This window comes from Empedobacter sp. UBA3239, from assembly GCF_002362875.1.
Classification (GTDB): Bacteria; Bacteroidota; Bacteroidia; order Flavobacteriales; family Weeksellaceae; genus Empedobacter; species Empedobacter falsenii_B.
In genome coordinates, this window is record NZ_DEVJ01000039.1 from 1 (window position 1) to 22,185 (window position 22,185).

Below are 22,185 nucleotides of genomic sequence, written 5' to 3' on the forward strand. Positions count from 1 at the left end.
ATACAAATGCACTACCGGTAATTGATACTTATTCAAAAATAATTTAATCATAGAATCTAAAGAAAATAAACCTCCTCTATCTATTATTAAAACAAGTATAACTCCGAGCAGCAAAACAAAATATTCTATATCTTCTCCGTTTTTTACCATACCAATTCATATTCCAGTCATTTTTAAAATGAACAAACAAAGCACCTACCATTATGATAAAATTTCCAGCTGCAGCTATTCTTGTTAAAAAACCTAAAAGTAAAGCTAATGCACCAATTGATTGAACCAATATTATTAAAAGTACAATAAAATAAGGTACTTCCATTTCTATAGTGTCTTTAAAATTTTTCCCTGGACACCCCTCATTGCTGAAGAGTTGAGATTACTGTAAATAAGAATTTTAAAGGCGACATACGATTTGCAGACGAGTTTCAATCCATTGAAACAAGCGTAAAAAAGATTAGTGAGCGATAGCGAATCGTTTAAGATTTTTAGGGAGTAAAATGAAGATTGAACGTCAAAAATCGAAGTCTTGTAATGCTTTGCATTCATGAATACCTTAAAAATAATAATAAATCATATGAATAACTTTTGATTACTTTTTGATCAAGACTTCCCCAAAGGGTATATGAATTCATTTGAAAACAATAATAACCCATGAATAAAAAGTAATATACCGAAGCTTATCAAGCTTCTCCTCTTAATCTCAAATGTTTTTTCATCAAGGAAAAAATGAACATATAATTATTAATCAACTTGTAACAATTTTACCTAAGCTCCACAGGAGCTTCTCCTTTTAATTTCAAATTCTTAATCTCAAATGTTTTTGCGTCAAGGTTCCCCAAAGGGCATATGAATTCATTTGAAAACAATAATAACTCATGAATAAAAAATGAATGAAATATAGTTTTGAAAAACGAGAATAATCTTTCTATCACTTTTTTGAGAGCAAAAAAGTAATCAAAAAACTCTTGTCTTTGATTTTCAACGGTCAAAATTGGTTTCAGTCATTGAATGTTTTAAATCATTTGCTCCGCAAACAGTAAAACATCTTAATCATGACTTTCAACTTTTTGACACTCGTTTCCAAATCATATGACATTTTTATAATACTTTTCTATACTTAAATTCACTTATAACAACAAATTTATAGATTATCATTGCTGAAGAGTCGAGATTACTTTTTGATCAAGCAAAAAGTAATATTCCGAAGCTTATAAAGCTTCTCCTTTTAATTTCAAATTCTTGATTTCAAATGTTTTGGATCAGGCCAAAATGAATATATAATCTTTTCTCACCACAATAGAAGCATAGATTTTTGCTACATTCTAAGCTTGATGTAATACGTTTTCTTATAACAGCGAATTTTAGTTAGAATAAAGGTTTTAACAACCATTCAGCATCTCAATAAATTTCTTTTCAATAGAAACATAAAATAATCTCAAAATTAATCTAGTTCAATAATGCCCTACGGGTTATATGTAGTTTTTTAAAAATATTGAAAATAATTGTTGTAAAGCATTTTTTAGTAAGGTATTTTGTACAATCAAAAAATGTTTCTATCTTTGAGATAGCCACAGAAAAGAAATGCAAACAATTAAAGAAAATATTAAACCTTTATTTGTTGGAATGAATAAGCAAACTTCTGCTTTACTTTCCAAAATTGTATTTGCTCAATATTCACACTAGAATATTGCAGATTATTTGTTGACGAATCTCGTCATCTATATCCCTTTTCATCAAAATAACAAACAAAATACGATATGCCACTTTATCATCATTTGGGAGAATTCCCACAAAAGCGACATACGGTATTCCGAAAACCAAATGGAGAATTATATGCAGAAGAATTAGTTTCTACGCATGGATTTTCGAGTACGTATTCCAATGTTTACCACTGTTATCCACCAACTTTGGTAAAAGGGATTAGCGAACCTTATTCGGTAGAGCCAAAAATTGCTCGCGCAAAACATTTAAAGCATACCTCTTTAAAAGGTTTTAAAGTAAAACCTACCAAAGATTATTTAGAATCTCGTGTACCAGTTTTGGTTAACAATGATTTGCATATTTCATTGGCTGCGCCACAAGAATCGATGACTGATTATTTCTTCAAAAATTCGATGGCGGATGAAGTAATTTTTATACACGAAGGTTCTGGAGTTTTAAAAACTGGTTATGGACAAATTGAATTTGAATATGGAGATTATTTAGTGATTCCACGTGGAATTATTTATCAACTTCATTTTAATGATTCTAATAACCGATTGTTTATTACAGAATCATTTAGCCCAGTTGAAACACCTCGTCGTTATCGCAATCATTTTGGACAATTAATGGAACATTCTCCTTTTTGCGAGCGTGATATTAAACGTCCTCAAAATCTTGAAACCAATGATGAACACGGAGATTTCAAGATTATGATCAAAAAAGAAGGATTAATTTATCCTTACGTTTATGGAACTCATCCTTTCGATTTTGTAGGTTGGGATGGTTATCATTATCCATGGGCTTTTTCTATTCATAATTTCGAGCCAATTACAGGGCGTATCCATCAGCCACCACCTGTTCATCAGACTTTCGAAGGAGCAGGTTTTGTGATTTGTAGTTTTGTTCCACGTCTTTTCGATTATCATCCAAATGCGATTCCAGCTCCTTATAACCATAGTAATGTAGATTCTGATGAGATTTTATATTATGTGGATGGAGATTTTATGTCGAGAAAATCGGTTGAGAAAGGACAAATTACATTACATCCAGCAGGAATTCCGCATGGTCCACATCCTGGTACAGTTGAAAAATCGATTGGAGCGAAAGAAACACATGAATTAGCCGTAATGATTGATCCTTTCAGACCATTGATGTTAACTGAACAAGCGTTAGAAATTGAAGATCCAGATTATTATAAATCTTGGCTTTATTAAAAGTTATGAGCTATGAGTTATGAGTTGCACGATTTGTCATCGTGAACTTGTTTCAATATCTCATAAGTTAATTTGAAGAGAAGCTGAAATAAATTCAGCTTGACATGATGTCATTCCGACGTTAGGAGGAATCTCCCCCAAAGTTATCAATAACTGTAAAAATTTAATACTTTTTAGATAATACATAAAAATAAAAACACAATAAAAATGAGTACACAAACATTTGCTGAAAAAATAGCATTAGCACAAGACTTTCTTCCAATTAATGGAACAGATTATATCGAGTTTTATGTTGGTAATGCAAAACAATCTGCACATTATTACAAAACAGCTTTCGGATTTCAAGAAGTTGCATATGCTGGCCCAGAAACAGGAGTGAGAGATAGAGCTTCTTATGTTTTACAACAAGGGAAGATTCGTTTGGTATTAACTTCTGGTTTAAAATCAGATTCTCCAATTTGTCAACATGCAATGAAACATGGTGATGGAGTTAAAATTTTAGCACTTTGGGTGGATGATGCGTACGATGCTTTTGAGCAAACAACAAAACGTGGAGGAAAACCTTATATGGAGCCAACTACGATTACAGATGAGTTTGGAGAAGTAAAAATGTCTGGAATTTATACATATGGCGAAACAATCCATATGTTTATTGAACGTAAAAATTATGAAGGTCCTTTTATGCCAGGTTATGTAAAATCTGAATCAACATATCAACCAACTGATTGTGGTTTATTATATGTGGATCACTGTGTTGGTAATGTGGGTTGGAATCGTATGAACGAGGCGGTTGCTTGGTACCAAGATGTAATGGGATTTGTAAATATTTTATCGTTTGATGATAAACAAATCAATACAGAGTATTCAGCATTAATGTCGAAAGTGATGAGTAACGGAAATGGTTATTCAAAATTCCCTATTAATGAGCCTGCAGAAGGTCAAAAGAAATCTCAAGTCGAAGAATATTTAGATTTTTATGAAGGTGAAGGTGTACAACATATTGCAGTTGCAACTAAGGATATTGTAAAAACTGTGACAGAACTTAAATCTCGTGGAGTTGAGTTTTTATCTGCGCCACCAGAGGCTTATTACGATATGATTCCAGAGCGTGTTGGTGAAATTGATGAGGATATTAAGAAGTTACAAGATTTAGGAATTTTGGTTGATTGTGATGAAGAAGGTTATTTGTTACAAATTTTTACGAAACCAGTCGAAGATCGTCCAACATTATTCTACGAAATTATCGAGCGTCATGGGGCACAATCGTTTGGAGCAGGTAATTTCAAAGCATTGTTCGAAGCCTTAGAAAGAGAGCAAGAACGTCGAGGAAATTTATAAATAGATATTTTTTAAAAGCCATTGGATTATTGCTAATGGCTTTTTTCTTAATCAAATCTTAAGTTTTGTGTAAGGAGGTTTCAAATACATTTGTTCAATAAAATGAATGTGAAAATGAACCAAATTAAAACAAAAACGATAGTCATGAATTGTGTATTACTTTCAATATTTTCGATAAAAGGAAATGCACAAGATACAATTCAGCAAACTAAAACCGATTCTATTCAACTTGATTCTATTCCAAAGCAAACATTTAATCCAGAAGATAAAGTTTATCATTTCAACGCCAAAAAGTTGATTATTCCTGCGACTTTAATTACATACGGAAGTTTGAGTTTGGCAATTCCAGCATTGGATAATTTAAATAAATCTACTCAAAACGAAATTTTAGAAGATAAAACAAAAGGAAATAAATATGATAATTATACACAATATTTACCTGCAGCGGCGGTTTATGGATTGAATTTGGCTGGCGTTCAAGGGAAACATAATTTACGAGATCGTACAATAATTTTTGCAGCTTCTCAAATCATCAATACAGGTTTGGTAATGGGACTAAAGCACGCTGTGCAAGAGGAAAGACCCGATGGTACAAACAATCTTTCTTTTCCTTCTGGACATACGGCAAATGCGTTTTCTACGGCTCAATTTATGTTTCGAGAATACCAAGATTCTAATTTTTGGTTGAGTTTGGCTGGATATCCTTTGGCTGCTTTTACGGGTGTTTATCGTGTTATCAACAATCGTCATTGGGTTGGAGATGTTGTTGCTGGAGCGGGAATTGGTATTCTATCGACGGAATTGGCGTATTGGTTATTTCCTACGATTAACAATTGGTTTTATCCAAAAAATAAAGAATCAAAAGTGGCGACAATGGTTTTTCCTGTTTATCAAAATAATCAAGCTGGAGTTGGTTTGGTGATGAGGTTTTAATAGGTATGAGTTTTGGATAATCTAATAGCTACACTAAAAAAACAAAATTCCAATGAATATTTCAACTAACATTCATTAGTTTTTATAAAAAATGATTATATTCAACGCTCAAAACTGCAAACAAATAAAATGAAGAATATAGAACTAACGATTCCAAAATTGGGAGAAAGTGTTGAGTCTGTACAGTTGGTTCGTTTTACAAAAAACGTTGGTGATTTCATTCATGAGGATGAAGTAATTGCCGAAGTTTCGACGGATAAAGTAGATTCTGATGTGCCTTCTACAACTGCTGGAAAAATTATTGAGTTTAGATTTAATGAAGGAGATGAGATAAAAATAGGAGAAGTTTTCGCTTTAATTGAGCCTTCAGAAACTCAACAACAATCAGCTCAAAAAACTGAAAATGTTGAAGAAAAAAAGATTGAAACTGTTACAACTTTACAAACTATAAATTCAATCGATACAAATCAATTTTTATCACCTTTGGTAAAAAGTATTATCCAAAAAGAAAATCTTCAATCAACAGATATTTCACAAATAAAAGGTTCTGGTCGTGATGGAAGAATTTCGAAAAATGATGTATTAAATTATATTCAAAATAAACCATTTACAACTAATAATTCAAGTAATACTATAAATAAAAATAATATAGTTTCAAGTTCTTCTTATGGAGCGAAAGATGAAATTATTGAGATGGATAAAATGCGTCAATTGATTTCAAAACACATGAAAAAGAGTAAACAAACTTCGCCTCATGTGACGGCTTATGTAGAACCTGATGTTACGAATTTTGTGAAATGGCGCGAAGAAAATAAAGCTGCTTTTGAAGCTAAATACAAACAAAAATTGACATTTACACCGTTAATTGTAGATTGTGTTGTTCGTGCAATTAAAGATTTTCCAATGATTAATGTGTCAGTTGATGAAACTGAGACTAAAATAATCAAACACAATGAGATAAATATTGGAATTGCAACTGCTTTACCAAGTAATAATTTAATTGTTCCTGTCATTCATCAAGCCAATGAATTAAATTTAGAAGGTTTAGCAAAAGGTGTGAATTCAATTGTAGATAAAGCAAGAAATAATAAACTTTCGCCAGATGATGTTCGTGGAGGAACGTTCACAATAAGTAATGTGGGGACTTTTGGTAATTTGATGGGAACGCCAATTATCAATCAACCTGAAGTGGCAATTTTAGCGACTGGCGTGATCAAGAAAAAACCTGCGGTTTTGGAAACTGAATTCGGAGATATTATTGTGGCGAGACAATTTATGTATTTGTCACTTTCGTTTGATCATCGTGTGATAGACGGATCTCTGGGAGGCGTTTTCTTGAAACGAATTTCAGATTACATGGAGAATTGGGATGTTAACACGCAAATTTAATCAGAATGGAAACCACATTATCAACAACAACATTACTTAAACAAGCATACGAATTATTGGTTACTGCAAAATCTTTAACCGAATTATACGAAGAAAATAAAGCTGTAACAAGCAAATATGTACATGCAACAGCGCGTGGACACGAAGCAATTCAAATTGCAACAGGATTACAATTATTACCACAAGATTATTTAAGCGCATATTACCGAGACGATGCCATGTTACTATCAATCGGAATTACTCCTTACGAATTGATGTTGCAATTATTGGCAAAACGCGACGATATTTTTTCTGGAGGAAGAACCTATTATTCTCATCCAAGTTTGCGCCGTGATAATATGCCGAAAATTCCGCATCAAAGTAGTGCAACAGGAATGCAAGCGATTCCAACAACAGGAATTGCGATGGGAATGCAGTACAAAGAATTAGAAGGTCTTTGCAATGATGAAGTAAAACCAATTGCAGTTTGTTCGTTAGGAGATGCGTCTTGTACGGAAGGCGAGGTGGCAGAAGCTTTCCAAATGGCAGCGTTGAAACAATTACCAATTTTATATTTGGTTCAAGATAATGAATGGGATATTTCGGCTTCGGCAGATGAAATTCGTGCACAAGATATCGCTCATTATGCAAAAGGTTTCAATGGTTTGGAAGTTTTTGTGGTTGATGGAACGGATTTCTTAGCTTCTTATGAAACGATTCAACGTGCAATTGAAATTATTCGTACAGAACGTCGTCCGATTTTGGTTCATGCAAAAGTTCCTTTATTGAATCATCATACATCTGGCGTCCGCAAAGAATGGTACAGAGATGATTTAGAGGAAGCACAATCTCGTGATCCTTACGATAAATTAAAACATACTTTATTAAATGAAGGTTTCGATGAAAATGATTTAATCGAAATTGAAAATAAGATAAAAGAACAAGTTCAGGTAGAATATCAAGAAGCATTAAAAGCAGAAAATCCTCGTCCTGAAGATTTATATACGCATGTTTTTGCGTCAACACCGATTAACGAAGAAAAAGGAAATCGTTCACCAGAAGGAAAAGAAAAAACAGTGATGGTAGATTCTGCATTGTTTGCGATTCGTGAATTAATGGCAGAACATCCAGAGGCTTTATTATATGGACAAGATGTAGGGTTGCGTTTAGGTGGAGTTTTTCGTGAAGCGGCAACTTTAGCAAAACAATATGGTAAAAATCGTGTATTTAATACACCAATTCAAGAAGCGTTTATAATCGGATCTACGGTTGGAATGTCTGCAGTAGGCTTAAAACCAATTGTTGAGGTGCAATTTGCCGATTATATTTGGCCAGGATTGAATCAATTGTTTACAGAAGTGGCACGTTCTAATTATTTATCAAACGGTAAATGGCCAGTTTCGATGATTTTACGTGTGCCAATTGGTGCGTACGGAAGTGGAGGTCCTTATCATTCAAGTTCGGTAGAAAGTGTTTTGACGAATATCAAAGGAATTAAAATTGCGTATCCATCTACTGGAGCGGATTTGAAAGGTTTGATGAAAGCAGCTTATTATGATCCAAATCCTGTGGTAATGTTAGAACACAAAGGGTTGTATTGGAGTAAGATAAAAGGAACAGAAGATGCCGCGACTGTTGAGCCAGACGAAGATTATGTATTGCCTTTTGGTAAAGCACTTGAAGTTTTAACGGCTGAATCTTCTCAAAATCATAATTCTGTTACGATTATTACATACGGAATGGGAGTATATTGGGCAAAACAAGCAGCGAAGGATTTTCCTAATCAAGTCGAAATTATCGATTTAAGAACATTAGTTCCGTTAGATGAAGAAACAATCTTTAATAGTGTAAAAAAACACAATCGTTGTATTGTTTTAACAGAAGAAGCGAAGCAAAACTCTTTTGCACAGAGCATTTCAGGCTTAATTAATGAAGAGTGTTTTGAGTACTTAGATGCACCAATTCGTGTGTTAGGAGCGAAAGATATGCCAGCAATTCCTTTAAATTCGACTTTAGAAGCAGAGATGTTACCTAATGCTGAAAAATTAAAAACATTGATTAATGATGTTTTATCTTATTAAAAGACAATAATTAGTATGAATTGTATTTTTTACACTAAAAAAACTAACGTTTGTTAGTTTTTTTAGTTTTTTTGATTAAATTTGTTATTATCAAAAATCAAAATCTGCAAAAATTATGATATTTAATCCCGAGATAGAACAAATGCCAATTGAAAAATTGCGCGTTCTTCAAAACGAAAGACTTCAAAACTTGTTGCAAAAAGTGTATAACAATGTACCTTTTTACAAAGAAGCATTTGATGCAGCTGGAATAAAACCAGAAGACATCAAAGGTGTTGAAGATCTACACAAATTACCTTTTACCAAAAAAACACATTTAAGAGAGAACTATCCGTTCGGATTATTTGCAGAACCAAAGAGCAACGTAATCCGTTTACATTGTTCAAGTGGCACAACAGGAAAACCAACTGTTGTAGGTTATACCAAAAACGACATCGAATTATTTTCAGAAGTAGTAGCGCGTTCTTTAGCAGCTTCTGGATGCGAACCAGGGATGACATTACAAAATGCCTATGGTTATGGTTTGTTTACAGGAGGTTTGGGATTACATTATGGAGCAGAAAAGTTAGGAATGACAGTTGTTCCTATTTCTGGTGGAAATACTGAAAAACAAATCATGTTGTTGAAAGATTTTCAGGCTGATGCGATTTGTGCAACACCATCGTATGCATTAACAGTAGCTGAGGAAATCAAAAAAAGAGGAGAATCGTTAGAAAGCTTAAATCTTAAGTTTGCGATTTTGGGATCAGAACCATGGTCAGAAGCGTTACGTCAAGAAGTTGAAGGAAGTTTGAATATCAAAGCGTCTAATATTTATGGATTGAGCGAAATTATCGGACCTGGTGTATCTAATGAAGATTATGAAGAGCAAGGAACAGGATCTTACATTTGGGAAGATCATTTCTTTCCAGAAATTGTAGACGAGAAAACAGGTGAACCTGTGCCTTACGGACAACCTGGAGTTTTAGTGATTACAACGTTAACAAAAGAAGCTTTACCATTAGTGCGTTATTGGACGGGAGATATCACAACCCTTACGTACGAACATTCTAAGAAAAGAACACATATCAAAATGGGACCAATTATTGGTCGTGCAGATGATATGATGATTATTAGAGGTGTAAATTTCTTTCACACACAAATCGCTGATTTTATTCCAGAATTCCCAGAATTATCACCAAATTATCAAGTAGTTTTAACAAAACCTAAAAATATGGATGCTGTAGAAGTTGGATTTGAAATTAATCCTGACTATTTTGCAAGCCAAGGTTTCACTTGTGATAATTTGAACGACGAATCTAATCATGCATGTTGCAAATTAATCTCTAATATTCACAAAAAAATTAGAGACAATATTGGATTAGGAATGAATGTTAAATTGTACCAAGTTGATGGACTTCCGAAAAGTGAAGGAGGGAAATTAAACCGAATCATCGATAACAGACATTTATAAATATATGCCTAAACAAAGTAAAAAAGAACTGATTATACAAGAAGCTGCCTTAATCTTTAAACAAAAAGGTTATTCGGCAACATCAATGCGTGAACTGGCTGAAAAGGTTGGAATGGAAGCCGCAAGTTTATACAATCATATTCGTTCGAAAGACGAAATTTTAGAAGAGATTTGTTTTAAAGTTGCTAATCAATATGTTTCTCACATTAGCTCGATCGAAGATACAAACGAATCAAATGTTCAGAAATTGAGAGATTTAATTCAATTGCATGTCAGAATGATTATTGATGAGCCAAACGAAGTTTCTGTTGCAAATAATGATTGGAAAAATCTTTCGGATACGAAAAAGGATTTGTATAAAACAATTCGAAAAGGATACGAAAAAAGAATCGCCAATCTTATCAAAGCAGGAATTGCAGCAGGCGAATTTAAAGATTTGAATGTTTCGGTTGCTTTATTTACTTTATTATCATCATTACGTTGGATAGAATTGTGGTACAAACCTGGACGAGATATCTCACCAGAGCAGTTAGAAAATGACTTAATGACACTATTAATTAACGGATTTCAAAAATAATATGGCTATAAATTTTCACCAATTACGCGTTAAAAATGTAAAAAAGGAAACACCAGATTGTGTATCCGTTACATTTGAAGTGCCAGAAGAATTAAACCAAGAATTCAAATTCAAACATGGTCAATATTTAACGTTTAAGAATTTTCACAATAACGAAGAAATTAGACGTTCTTACTCAATTTGTTCAAGTCCTTTGGATAATGAATTAAGAGTTGCTGTAAAGAAAATTGAGGATGGAATTTTCTCGACATTTGTTAACGATACAATCAAAGTTGGCGATGTTCTTGATGTAATGACTCCACAAGGGAATTTCTTTACAGAAGTACACGAAGACAACAAAAAGTTATATGTAGGAATTGTGGCGGGATCTGGAATTACACCAGTACTTTCGATTATCAAAACAGTTCTACAAACAGAACCTAACAGTCAATTTGTGCTGTTATATGGAAACAGAAACAAAGGTTCGATTATTTTTAAAGAAGAAATCGAAGCATTAAAAAATAGATACATGGAACGCATTAGCGTTTACAATATCTTGAGTCGCGAAACGGCTGATGCTGAGATCTTGAGTGGTCGAATTGATAAATCAAAAATTGAATATTTCTTGCAAAATATCATCGATCCAAAAGAAGTAAGCGAAGTTTTCCTTTGTGGACCAGAAGAAATGATTTTAAGCGGTCGTGACGCTTTTGTAGAAGCAGGAGTTGATGCAAAACATTTACATTTCGAATTATTCTATAGTGCATCTGCAGAAGCGAAAAAGGTAGAGCGTCAAAAAGCTGTAAAACAATCAAACGATACAATGAGTAAAGTTACCATTAAATTAGATGCAACAGCTTTACAGCTTGATTTGGGTTACAATGGCGATACAATCTTAGATGCGGCTTTACAAAACGGAGCTGATTTACCTTATGCTTGTAAAGGTGGTGTTTGCGCAACTTGTAAGTGTAAAGTAGAGAAGGGTGAGGTAGAAATGGACATCAACTACTCACTTGAGCCAGATGAATTAGAAAGAGGATTTGTATTAGCGTGTCAAGCGCACCCTCGTTCTGCAGAAGTCGTGGTAGATTTTGATGCCAAATAATCAACTTTAAAAACGTTTAGAAATGAGTGCAAAAGAAATTGATTTTCAAGAAATCTTCGATAATAAGATTGAAAATGAAGTTCGTATCGAACCAAAAGACTGGATGCCAGATGCATACCGTAAAACATTAATCAGACAAATCTCTCAACATGCTCACTCAGAAATTGTTGGGATGTTACCAGAAGCAAACTGGATTACAAGAGCGCCTTCGTTAAATAGAAAGAAAATTTTATTAGCGAAAGTTCAAGACGAAGCTGGTCACGGATTATACTTATACTGTGCAGCTGAAACGTTAGGTGTTTCTCGTATCCAAACTTTAAATGACTTACATTCAGGTAAAGCAAAATATTCATCAATCTTCAATTATCCAACCCTTACTTGGGCAGATATCGGAATGATTGGTTGGTTGGTAGATGGAGCTGCAATTTTGAATCAAGTTCCATTATGTAGAACTTCTTACGGACCTTATGCTCGCGCAATGGTACGTGTTTGTAAAGAAGAATCTTTCCACCAAAGACAAGGTTACGAAGCATTAGTGGTATTATCAAAAGGAACACCAGAACAAAAAGCGATGTTGCAAGATGCAATGAATCGTTGGTGGTGGCCTACATTAATGATGTTTGGTCCAAAAGATGAAGAATCATCAAACTCAGAATTATCAATGAAATGGAGAATTAAACGTTTCTCGAATGACGAATTACGTCAACGTTTCGTGGATATTTCTATTCCTCAAGCCGAATATTTAGGATTAACTATTCCAGATCCAGATCTAAAATTCAATGAAGAAACAGGGCACTATGAATTCGGAGAAATTGATTGGGAAGAATTCTGGAATGTTGTGAAAGGAAACGGTAAATGTAACAAACAACGTTTGGATGCTCGCCGTAACGCACACAACGAAGGAGCTTGGGTTCGTGACGCAGCAACAGCTTACCACGAAAAAAGAAAACAAAGAGAATTAGAAAAAGAACAACGCAAAAATGCATAAAAAGATGGAAAATAGAGATTGGCCTTTATGGGAAGTATTCATTAGAAGTAAACAAGGGTTAGACCACAAACACGTTGGGAGCTTACATGCTGCTGATGCTACAATGGCACTTGAAAATGCACGTGATGTATATACACGTCGTTTAGAAGGTGTAAGTATTTGGGTGGTAGAATCTGCTAATATCCATGCTTCTAATCCTGATGAAGCAGAACAATTTTTTGATCCTGCAGAAGACAAAGTTTACCGTCATCCAACTTTTTATGATGTACCAGAAGAAATTAAAAACATGTAATTTATGACAAGTACAGTTTATCAAAACAATCAAAATTACATCGATTTTATCTTGCATTTAGCGGATACAAATCTAATTTTGGCACAACGTTTATGCGAATGGTGTGGTCATGGTCCAATTTTAGAACAAGACATTGCAATGTCTAATATGGCGTTGGATTTATTAGGTCAAACTTCTAATTATTATAACTATGCGGCTGAAATGATCGGAAATGGAGCAACTGAAGATACGTTAGCAATGTTACGTGAAGAGCGTGAATATAAAAACTTATTGTTGGTTGAATTACCAAACGGACATTTCGGAGACACAGTTGCACGTCAATTCTTTTACGATTCTTACCATGCGTTATTGTTAGAGCAATTTTTGAAAGTAAAAGATCTTAAATTACAAGCCATCGCTGAAAAATCATTGAAAGAGGTAAAATATCACTTAAAATGGTCATCAGAATGGATGATTCGTTTAGGAGATGGAACACAAGAATCTCACGATAAAATTCAGGAAGCTGTAAACAATATTTTACCTTATGTAAAAGAAGCATTTTTATTAGCACCTTACCAAAAAGCTTTAGTTGAAGAAGGATTAATTTCAAGCCCAGAAGAATTTCAAGCAACTTGGTTAGCAAATGTAAAAGCAATTTTAGACGAAGCGACAATTGAAGCTGATGTAGAAAATGCGTTTGTACAAAAAGGAGGTAAAGAAGGTCTTCATACAGAGCATTTAGGATTTATCTTAACAGATTTACAATATTTACAAAGAACTTATCCAGATTCGCAATGGTAACCGAAAAAGAAATTTGGCACTACATGGAGGAAGTCGCTGATCCAGAAATTCCTGTGATTAGTGTAATCGATCTTGGTGTTGTGCGTAAAATTGAATTAATTGACCAAGAAAGTGTCAACGTTACAATTACGCCAACCTATTCTGGATGTCCTGCTATGAGTGCAATTTCAATTTCTGTTCGTTTAAAATTAATCGAAAAAGGATTTAAAAATATCAATGTCATTAATCAGTTGAGCCCTTCGTGGTCAACTGATTGGATGACAGAAGAAGGAAAGCAAAAAATGAAGGCTTATGGAATTGCACCGCCAACCAAAAATCCTTCGTCTGATGCGCTTTTTTCGGATGAACAAAATGTAGAATGTCCACAATGTGGCTCTACAGATACCAGACTTATCAGTCAATTTGGTTCTACGGCCTGCAAAGCTATGTATCAATGCAATAGTTGCCACGAACCATTTGATTATTTCAAATGTCATCACTAAAAAATTATGGAAAATTCAACATCAATCCTATACACACAAGAGGGAGGAATTGCTACGATTACGTTGAATCGTCCTTCTGTTTTTAACAGTTTTAATCAGGAAATGATTAAAGCTCTTCAACATCACTTGGATGTTGCAGCTCAAGATGTTTCTGTTCGTGCAGTGGTTTTAACTGGAACGGGAAAAGCATTCTGCGCTGGTCAAGATTTAGGCGAAGTTTTAGAAGAAATAGAAATCGACTTCAATAAAATCGTTCAGGAAAATTATAATCCATTGGTTCTTAAAATTAGAAACATGGACAAACCAGTTGTTGCTGCTGTAAACGGTGTTGCTGCCGGTGCGGGAGCAAATTTAGCTTTGGCTTGTGACATTGTTGTCGCGAAAGAATCGACAAATTTCATTCAGGCTTTTTCTAAAATTGGTTTAATCCCAGATTGTGGAGGAACTTATTTCTTACCTCGTTTAATTGGACTTCAAAAAGCAACTGCTTTAATGATGCTTGCAGATAAAGTTTCGGCGGCTCAAGCAAAAGAAATCGGAATGATTTATGAGTTTTTTGCTGATGATATTTTCGATGCTGAAGTTGCAAAGATTGCTGATAAATTAGCGAATCTTCCAACAAAAGGTTTGGCTTATACAAAGAAGTTATTGAATCAAACATTTAATAATTCAATCGAAGAACAATTAATTCAAGAAGGATTATTTCAAGCTAAATCAGGGAATACATCAGATTATCAAGAAGGTGTAGACGCATTTATCGAGAAAAGAAATCCTGTTTTTAAAGGCGAGTAAGAAATGAAAAAAATAGGAATTATTGGTGGTGGAGCAATGGGGTCTGGAATTGCGCAAGTTTTTGCTCAATATGGTCATCCAGTTGTTTTATATGACACAAATAAAGAAGCTTTAGATCGTTCAAAACAAAACTTAGCGAAGACTTTCGAGAAGTTAGTGGCGAAAGAAAAATATACTGCTGAAAAAGCACAAGAAATTCAAAACAATATCGAATATGCAGATAGTTTAAGTGCTTTTGCATCCATCGATTTGATGATTGAAGCAATTATTGAAAACTTAGATATTAAAAAATCAGTTTTCAAACAAGTGGAAGAAATCGTTTCTGACGAATGTATTTTAGCGTCAAACACTTCTTCATTATCAATCGCATCAATTGCATCTGCTTGTTCTAAACCAGAACGTGTAATTGGAATCCACTTTTTCAACCCTGCACCATTAATGGCTTTGGTAGAAATTATTCCAGCCGTACAAACACGCGAAGGATTAGCAGACGAAGTAAAAGCATTGATTCAATCTGTTGGTAAATTACCAGTCATCACAAAAGATACTCCTGGATTTATAGTAAATCGTGTGGCTCGTCCATTCTACAGCGAATCAATTCGTTTATTAGAAGAAGGAGTTGCAGATGCAGAAACAATAGACTTTGCGATGACTTCTGTTGGAGGTTTCCGTATGGGACCCTTCGAATTAATGGATTTTATTGGTCATGATGTGAATTATCGTGTAACCGAATCGGTTTTCGAATCATTCTTTTATGATCCAAGATTTAAACCATCTTTTTCTCAAAAACGTTTATTCGAAGCTGGATTTTACGGTCGTAAATCTGGTCGTGGATTTTACAATTATGCAGAAGGAGTGGAGAAAAAAGCACCATCTCAAGATCAAGCATTATTAGAAAAAATCTACAAACGCGTTTTAGTGATGTTAATCAATGAAGCAGCTGATGCTTTATTTTTAAACATTGCAAACCGTGAGGATTTAGATACAGCGATGACAAAAGGGGTTAATTACCCTAAAGGACTATTGAAATGGGCGGATGAATATGGTCTTGAAAATGTACAAAACGATTTAGATGAATTGTACAATTATTACCACGAAGACCGTTACCGTTTAAGTCCAATTATTAGAAATTTCGTCAAAGAGAACAAAACATTCTACTAAAAAATATCAAAACATGGAATCACAAAAGTTATTAAATGCAATGCTTGACCACGATAAATTTAGTGAATGGTTAGGTTTAGAAGTAATTGAAGTAAGAGAAGGATATGCAAAATTACAAGCAGCAATTCGTCCAGAAATGATGAACGGAGTGGGGTCTGTTCACGGAGGCGTTACGTTTGCGATGGCAGATTCTGCATTTGCTTTTTCGTGCAATATGTACAATAATATCTCAGTTGCTTTAGATGTTCATATTTCATTTACGAAAGCTGGACGCAATGGAGATGTTTTTACAATCGAATCGCAAGAGATTTCTTCAACAAAAAGAACAGGTATTTACGATATCAAAGTTACAAATCAAAACAACGAATTAATTGCTTTATTTAAAGGAACTTGCTTTAGAACAGGTAAACCTTTAATTGAAGAATAAATTTTATAAATTGCCTAAAGCATAAAGTTTTAGGCATAAAGCTTTAAAACAATGAACCAAACATATATTATAGATGGAGTTAGAACTCCAATTGGTAAATTAAAAGGTGGATTATCTGCTGTTCGTCCAGATGATATGGGGGCAATGGTAATCGCCGAATTATTAAAAAGAAATCCATCAATTGATCCTGCTGCATTCTACGATGTAATTTTAGGGAATGCAAATCAAGCAGGAGAGGATAACCGTAATATAGCTCGTATGTCGGCTTTATTATCTGGATTACCTTACACAGTTCCAGGTGAAACAGTGAATCGTTTATGTGCTTCTGGCTTATCAGCTGCAATTGCAGCATCGAGAGCAATTCAGGTTGGTGATGCACAATTAATGATTTCTGGTGGAGCAGAATCGATGACACGTGCACCTTTAGTAATTTCTAAATCGGCTTCTCCATTTGGTGGTGATGCACAAATTTATGACTCAACTTTTGGTTGGCGTTTTATTAACCCAAAAATGAAAGAAATGTGGGGAGTTGATGGAATGGGTAATACAGCTGAAAATTTAGCAGAGCGTGATAATATTTCGCGTGATGATCAAGATTTATTTGCGGTTTGGTCTCAACAAAAAACGGCTGCTGCGCAAGCGAATGGACGTTTAGCGAAAGAGATTGTTCCTGTTGTTATTCCACAACGTAAAGGTGATGCTATTTTTTTTGATATAGATGAATTCCCAAAGAATAATACAACAATGGAGATTTTATCAAAGTTACGCCCAGCTTTCAAAGCAGATGGAACGGTAACTGCGGGTAATGCTTCTGGGCTTAATGATGGTGCGGCAGCGAATATTTTAGCTTCTGAACAAGCGATTAAAGATTTTGGTTTAGCACCAATGGCACGTATTGTTTCTTCTGGTGTTGCAGGTGTTGAGCCTCGCATTATGGGAATTGGACCAGTGAATGCAACTAAAATTGCATTAGAAAAAGCTGGTTTAACAATGAATGATATTGATGTAATTGAATTAAATGAGGCATTTGCAGCGCAATCTTTAGCATGTACGCGTGCATTAGGTTTAGTAGATAACGATTCTCGTATCAATCCAAATGGTGGAGCTATCGCTTTAGGTCATCCACTTGGAATGTCAGGAGCGCGTATCTTAAATTCTGCGGCTTACGAATTACAAGCAACAGGAAAACGTTATGCATTGGTTACAATGTGTATCGGTTTAGGACAAGGTTACGCTGTAATTATTGAAAGAGCATAAAAAATAGATTCTAGTATTGAGAAGTTAGATATTAGATTTTAGTGATGTTGAACTTGTTTCAGTATCACATTAACTTAATGAGATTCTGAAATAAACACAGAGTGACAATTAAATAAAATCTCATTACTCAATACTACTATCTCAAATCTACAAATTATGATTTACGAATTCAAAGGATATAAACCCGTTGTTCATCCAACAGCATTTATTCATCCGCAAGCTGTAGTGACAGGAAATGTGATTATTGGGAAAGATGTTTACATTGGTCCAGGTTGTGCGTTACGTGGTGATTGGGGACAAATTATTATCGAAGATAATTGCAATGTACAAGAAAATTGTACGATTCATATGTTTCCAGGAACAACAGTTCAATTAAAAGAAAAAGCGCATATCGGTCACGGCGCAATTATTCACGGCGCAATAATTGGTCGTAATTGTATGGTTGGGATGAATGCAGTTGTTATGGATAATGTTGTGGTAGAAGACGAATGTATTGTTGGTGCTTTAGCTTTTGTAAAGGCTGATACACATATTCCGACTAGAAGTGTAGTGGTTGGAAATCCTGCAAAAATCGTAAAACAAGTTTCGGATCAAATGATCGAATGGAAAGATCAAGGTACTCAACAATATATGCAATTACCAAGTGATTGTCATGATAGTTTAAAACCTTGTGAACCATTAACAGAAGTTCCAGATTATTATTACGAGTCAATGGCTTCGAATTATAAAACGTGGAATGAAAGTAAGTAAAACGATTTTTGAAATTCGAATTCCGTAAACGTATTAAAAACACAAACAACATAAAAATGGCTAAACAATTAGAAAATTATGCTTTAGGACAATGGACAAAAGGTTCGTCTGAAGGGCAAATGTTATATAACGCCATCAATGGCGAAGAAATAGGAACTGCATCATCAGCTGGATTAGATTTCGGTGCGATGATGGATTATGCACGTACAGTTGGTGGACCAGTTTTACGTAAAATGACGTTCCAAGAAAGAGGTTTAATGTTGAAAAAATTAGCCTTATACTTAATGGATCGTAAAGAAGAATTTTACACAGTATCTTGGGCAACAGGTGCAACACGTGCAGATTCTTGGGTTGATATTGAAGGAGGAATTGGAAACTTATTTGCCAATGCATCTTTACGACGTCAATTCGGAGATCAACCATTTTATGTTGAAGGAGAAACGCATAAAATCTCTAAAAACGGAACATTCTTAGGTACACATATTTTAACACCAAAACGAGGTGTTGCAATACATATCAATGCATTCAACTTTCCAGTTTGGGGAATGTTAGAAAAAGTTGCGGTTAATTTATTGGCTGGAGTTCCAGCTATTGTAAAACCTGCGACAATTACATCTTTCTTAACGGAAACTGTTGTTCGCGCAATCATCGAATCTGGAATTTTACCTGACGGTGCTTTACAATTAATCACAGGTTCAGCAAACGGAATTTTAGATAATGTAGAGTCAGAAGATGTTGTGACATTTACAGGTTCTGCTTGGACAGGACAAATGTTAAAAGCACATCCAAGAATTACTTCAGAAGGTGTTCCATTCAACTTAGAAGCAGATTCTTTAAATGCTTGTGTTTTAGGAGAAGATGTACAAGTTGGCTCACCAGAATTTGATATTTTCATTAAAGAGGTTACACGTGAAATAACAACTAAAGCAGGACAAAAATGTACAGCGGTTCGTCGTGCATTGGTGCCAGCTCATTTGGTTGAGGATGTTCAAATTGCTTTAGGACAACGTTTAGCAACGACTACAATTGGAGATCCAAATGTGGAAGGTGTTCGTATGGGAGCTTTAGCGGGAGCAGCGCAAGTAAAAGAAGTTCGTGAGAAAGTAGAAGAATTAGCTAAAACACAAGAAATTATTTTTGGAAACTTAGATAATTTCGAAGTAAAAGGTGCTGATAAAAACAAAGGTTCTTTCATTTCTCCAATTTTATTCTTCAACAACGATCCATTCAATAAAACGGACGTTCACAATATCGAAGCTTTTGGACCAGTTTCTACGATTATTCCTTACAATGGAACTGCCGAAGCAATTGAGTTAGTGCGTATGGGGAAAGGATCGTTAGTGTGTTCTATTGTTACTGCTGATAATGATATTGCGACTGAATTCGTATTAAATGCAGGTTCATTACATGGGCGTATTGTTATTTTAGATGCTGAATGTATCAAAGAATCGACAGGTCACGGATCACCACTTCCTTTATTAGTTCACGGAGGTCCAGGTCGTGCAGGAGGAGGAGAAGAAATGGGAGGAAAACGTGGTGTATTACACTATATGCAACGTACAGCAATCCAAGGTTCTCCAAATAAATTGACGGCAGTTACGCAACAATATCAATACGGAGCAGATTATATTGAAGAAGATAAACATCCATTTGCGAAGCATTTCGAAGAAGTAAAAGTTGGTGATACATTAATCACAGCAAAACATACGATTCAACAATCAGATATTAATGCATTTGCAGCTTTATCTGGTGATAATTTCTATGCACACGTTGACGCAACTTCTTTAGAAGGAACTATTTTTGAGCGTAATGTTGCTCACGGGTACTATTTATTGTCTAAAGCGGCAGGTTTATTTGTTTTAGCGAAAAAAGGTCCAGTTTTATTAAACTATGGTTTAGATGAATGTCGTTTTGTGAAGCCTGTATATCCAGGTTCTACAATTGGAGTGCGTTTTACGTGTAAAGAAAAAATCGATCAAGAGAAAAAAGATGAAAACGATGTGGCAAAAGGAATTGTTCGTTGGTTAGTTGATATTTACGACGAAACGGGAGAAACAGTTGGTATTGCAACAATTTTAACAATGGTTAAAAAATTAAATCAAGATTAATTTATTTAGATAATGTGATAATTCGTTAATTAGCTAATAATTTTCAAATTATCTCATTAACATATATTCAAATTAGAAATGAAAGCTTACGTAAAATCAGATATACAAAACGGAATTGGTACAATTGAATTCTTTCATCCACAAAGTAATTCAATGCCAGGTTCTCAATTAAGAAACTTAGCATCTGAAATCGAGAAATTAGGAAACGATGACGAAGTAAAAGTTATTGTTTTGAGAAGTGCTGGAGACAGAACATTCTGTGCTGGTGCATCTTTTGACGAATTAATTTCAATCAAAGATCGTGAAACTGGTCTAGAATTTTTCTCTGGATTTGCATACGTTATTAATGCGATTAGAAAAGCAACAAAATTCGTTTTAGCACGTATTCAAGGTAAAGCAGTTGGTGGTGGCGTTGGAATTGCATCGGCAGCAGATTATACTTTTGCAACAGAATTTGCGTCTGTAAAGTTATCAGAATTGGCTGTAGGTATCGGACCTTTTGTTGTTGGACCAGCAGTTGAACGTAAAGTTGGAAATTCTGCTTTTACACAAATGGCGATTAATGCAACTGAATTCCAAACAGCAGAATGGGCAAAAGAAAAAGGTTTATACGCAGATGTTTTTGAAACTATTGAGGAAATGGATGCTTCTATCAATTCTTTAGCTACTAAGTTAGCTAACTCTAATCCAGAAGCAATGAAACATTTGAAACGTGTTGCGTGGGAAGGAACAGAAAATTGGGATGAGTTATTAATCGAGCGTGCAAAAATTTCGGGTGAATTAGTTTTATCAGAATTTACGATTAACGCGATTAACAAATTCAAAGCAAAATAAGAATACAATATAGTTTATAAAAAAATCCACTTCATTTGAAGTGGATTTTTTATCTTAAAATAATTTAGATTTTGCAATTGTTGTTTTTAAATTTGCAGTATGGGAGTAGCTGAATTATTATTAAAACGTAAACAAGAATTAATCGAAAAGAACAAAACAGAAGGTTTAGCTTTTCGAGAAGAATATAAATTAAAAGAAGGTGTAACCGAAACTGATAGTGGATTATTGTATGAAGTAATCACATTGGGAGAAGGAGTGAAACCAATTTTGTCCGATACCGTTTTATGCCATTATCATGGAACAAATATCAATGGAGAAGTTTTTGATAGTTCGGCTCTACGCAAGAAACCTGCAGCTTTTCCTTTGGAAAATGTAATAAAAGGTTGGGCAGAAGGAGTACAATTAATGCCTATCGGAAGCAAATTTAGGTTCGTTGTAAAACCAGAAATTGGTTACAAAGACCGAGAAATTTCGAAAGAATTAGGTCCTTACTCTACTATGATTTTTGAAGTAGAGTTGATGGGGATTTTATAAAATATTAAAAAATAAAACCATTTCTAATGAAGTG

The 22,185-nt window shown here is 34.4% G+C and carries 21 protein-coding genes and 1 pseudogene; 21 read left to right on the forward strand and 1 reads right to left on the reverse strand.

Features of this window, described 5'->3' with window-relative positions:
- Window positions 1-76 precede the first annotated feature (76 nt).
- Window positions 77-316, reverse strand: a complete 240-nt coding sequence (locus tag B4G36_RS13990; protein WP_312192864.1) for a DoxX family membrane protein — start codon at window positions 314-316, stop codon at window positions 77-79.
- Between the two features lie 1,036 nt (window positions 317-1,352).
- On the opposite strand from B4G36_RS13990, the pseudogene B4G36_RS14060 reads away from it, so the two are divergent.
- From B4G36_RS14060 to B4G36_RS05035, 21 genes and pseudogenes are all read left to right on the forward strand, one after another.
- Window positions 1,353-1,455 (forward strand): annotated as a pseudogene (locus B4G36_RS14060) (IS982 family transposase); the annotation flags it as partial.
- 299 nt (window positions 1,456-1,754) lie between these two features.
- On the forward strand, window positions 1,755-2,912 hold the full coding sequence (locus B4G36_RS04940) for a homogentisate 1,2-dioxygenase (RefSeq protein WP_291062424.1): 1,158 nt from the start codon (window positions 1,755-1,757) through the stop codon (window positions 2,910-2,912).
- A 207-nt stretch (window positions 2,913-3,119) separates the two neighbouring features.
- Window positions 3,120-4,250 (forward strand): 4-hydroxyphenylpyruvate dioxygenase, encoded by a 1,131-nt coding sequence (gene hppD, locus B4G36_RS04945; RefSeq protein ID WP_125350265.1) that lies wholly within the window; start codon window positions 3,120-3,122, stop codon window positions 4,248-4,250.
- Window positions 4,251-4,394: 144 nt separating this feature from the next.
- Complete coding sequence (locus B4G36_RS04950) at window positions 4,395-5,183, forward strand: phosphatase PAP2 family protein (protein ID WP_291062426.1); 789 nt, start codon at window positions 4,395-4,397, stop codon at window positions 5,181-5,183.
- A 129-nt stretch (window positions 5,184-5,312) separates the two neighbouring features.
- A complete protein-coding gene (locus B4G36_RS04955) occupies window positions 5,313-6,572 on the forward strand; it encodes a dihydrolipoamide acetyltransferase family protein (protein WP_291062428.1) in 1,260 nt (419 codons plus the stop codon).
- A 5-nt stretch (window positions 6,573-6,577) separates the two neighbouring features.
- Window positions 6,578-8,632 carry an alpha-ketoacid dehydrogenase subunit alpha/beta gene (locus B4G36_RS04960; RefSeq protein WP_291062430.1) on the forward strand — a complete coding sequence of 685 codons (2,055 nt, stop codon included), beginning with the start codon at window positions 6,578-6,580 and terminating at the stop codon, window positions 8,630-8,632.
- A 115-nt stretch (window positions 8,633-8,747) separates the two neighbouring features.
- On the forward strand, window positions 8,748-10,085 hold the full coding sequence (locus B4G36_RS04965) for a phenylacetate--CoA ligase family protein (RefSeq protein WP_291062432.1): 1,338 nt from the start codon (window positions 8,748-8,750) through the stop codon (window positions 10,083-10,085).
- Window positions 10,086-10,089: 4 nt separating this feature from the next.
- Window positions 10,090-10,662 carry a TetR/AcrR family transcriptional regulator gene (locus B4G36_RS04970; RefSeq protein WP_038335706.1) on the forward strand — a complete coding sequence of 191 codons (573 nt, stop codon included), beginning with the start codon at window positions 10,090-10,092 and terminating at the stop codon, window positions 10,660-10,662.
- Window position 10,663: 1 nt separating this feature from the next.
- Window positions 10,664-11,746, forward strand: a complete 1,083-nt coding sequence (paaE, locus tag B4G36_RS04975) for a 1,2-phenylacetyl-CoA epoxidase subunit PaaE (protein WP_291062435.1) — start codon at window positions 10,664-10,666, stop codon at window positions 11,744-11,746.
- Between the two features lie 22 nt (window positions 11,747-11,768).
- On the forward strand, window positions 11,769-12,734 hold the full coding sequence (gene paaA, locus B4G36_RS04980) for a 1,2-phenylacetyl-CoA epoxidase subunit PaaA (RefSeq protein WP_038335708.1): 966 nt from the start codon (window positions 11,769-11,771) through the stop codon (window positions 12,732-12,734).
- Between the two features lie 4 nt (window positions 12,735-12,738).
- Complete coding sequence (gene paaB, locus B4G36_RS04985; protein WP_038335709.1) at window positions 12,739-13,026, forward strand: 1,2-phenylacetyl-CoA epoxidase subunit PaaB; 288 nt, start codon at window positions 12,739-12,741, stop codon at window positions 13,024-13,026.
- Between the two features lie 3 nt (window positions 13,027-13,029).
- Window positions 13,030-13,806, forward strand: coding sequence for a 1,2-phenylacetyl-CoA epoxidase subunit PaaC (gene paaC, locus B4G36_RS04990; RefSeq protein WP_286496255.1), 777 nt, complete (start codon window positions 13,030-13,032; stop codon window positions 13,804-13,806).
- A complete protein-coding gene (paaD, locus tag B4G36_RS04995) occupies window positions 13,800-14,288 on the forward strand; it encodes a 1,2-phenylacetyl-CoA epoxidase subunit PaaD (RefSeq protein WP_291062437.1) in 489 nt (162 codons plus the stop codon). Before paaC ends, paaD begins: the two co-directional genes overlap by 7 nt.
- 6 nt (window positions 14,289-14,294) lie before the next feature.
- A complete protein-coding gene (locus B4G36_RS05000) occupies window positions 14,295-15,080 on the forward strand; it encodes an enoyl-CoA hydratase-related protein (RefSeq protein WP_291062439.1) in 786 nt (261 codons plus the stop codon).
- A 3-nt stretch (window positions 15,081-15,083) separates the two neighbouring features.
- Window positions 15,084-16,241, forward strand: coding sequence for a 3-hydroxyacyl-CoA dehydrogenase NAD-binding domain-containing protein (locus tag B4G36_RS05005; protein ID WP_291047580.1), 1,158 nt, complete (start codon window positions 15,084-15,086; stop codon window positions 16,239-16,241).
- A gap of 13 nt (window positions 16,242-16,254) precedes the next feature.
- Complete coding sequence (paaI, locus tag B4G36_RS05010; protein ID WP_291062441.1) at window positions 16,255-16,668, forward strand: hydroxyphenylacetyl-CoA thioesterase PaaI; 414 nt, start codon at window positions 16,255-16,257, stop codon at window positions 16,666-16,668.
- Between the two features lie 51 nt (window positions 16,669-16,719).
- Window positions 16,720-17,925: a 3-oxoadipyl-CoA thiolase gene (pcaF, locus tag B4G36_RS05015; protein ID WP_291062443.1), complete on the forward strand. Its 1,206-nt coding sequence runs from the start codon at window positions 16,720-16,722 to the stop codon at window positions 17,923-17,925.
- A 156-nt stretch (window positions 17,926-18,081) separates the two neighbouring features.
- Entirely contained in the window at window positions 18,082-18,675 is a 594-nt protein-coding gene (locus B4G36_RS05020; RefSeq protein WP_291062445.1) for a transferase hexapeptide repeat family protein, read from the forward strand.
- Window positions 18,676-18,731: 56 nt separating this feature from the next.
- Window positions 18,732-20,783 (forward strand): phenylacetic acid degradation bifunctional protein PaaZ, encoded by a 2,052-nt coding sequence (gene paaZ, locus B4G36_RS05025; RefSeq protein WP_291062447.1) that lies wholly within the window; start codon window positions 18,732-18,734, stop codon window positions 20,781-20,783.
- A 78-nt stretch (window positions 20,784-20,861) separates the two neighbouring features.
- Complete coding sequence (locus tag B4G36_RS05030) at window positions 20,862-21,617, forward strand: enoyl-CoA hydratase/isomerase family protein (RefSeq protein WP_291062448.1); 756 nt, start codon at window positions 20,862-20,864, stop codon at window positions 21,615-21,617.
- A gap of 99 nt (window positions 21,618-21,716) precedes the next feature.
- Window positions 21,717-22,151, forward strand: a complete 435-nt coding sequence (locus B4G36_RS05035) for an FKBP-type peptidyl-prolyl cis-trans isomerase (RefSeq protein ID WP_291062450.1) — start codon at window positions 21,717-21,719, stop codon at window positions 22,149-22,151.
- Window positions 22,152-22,185 lie beyond the last annotated feature (34 nt).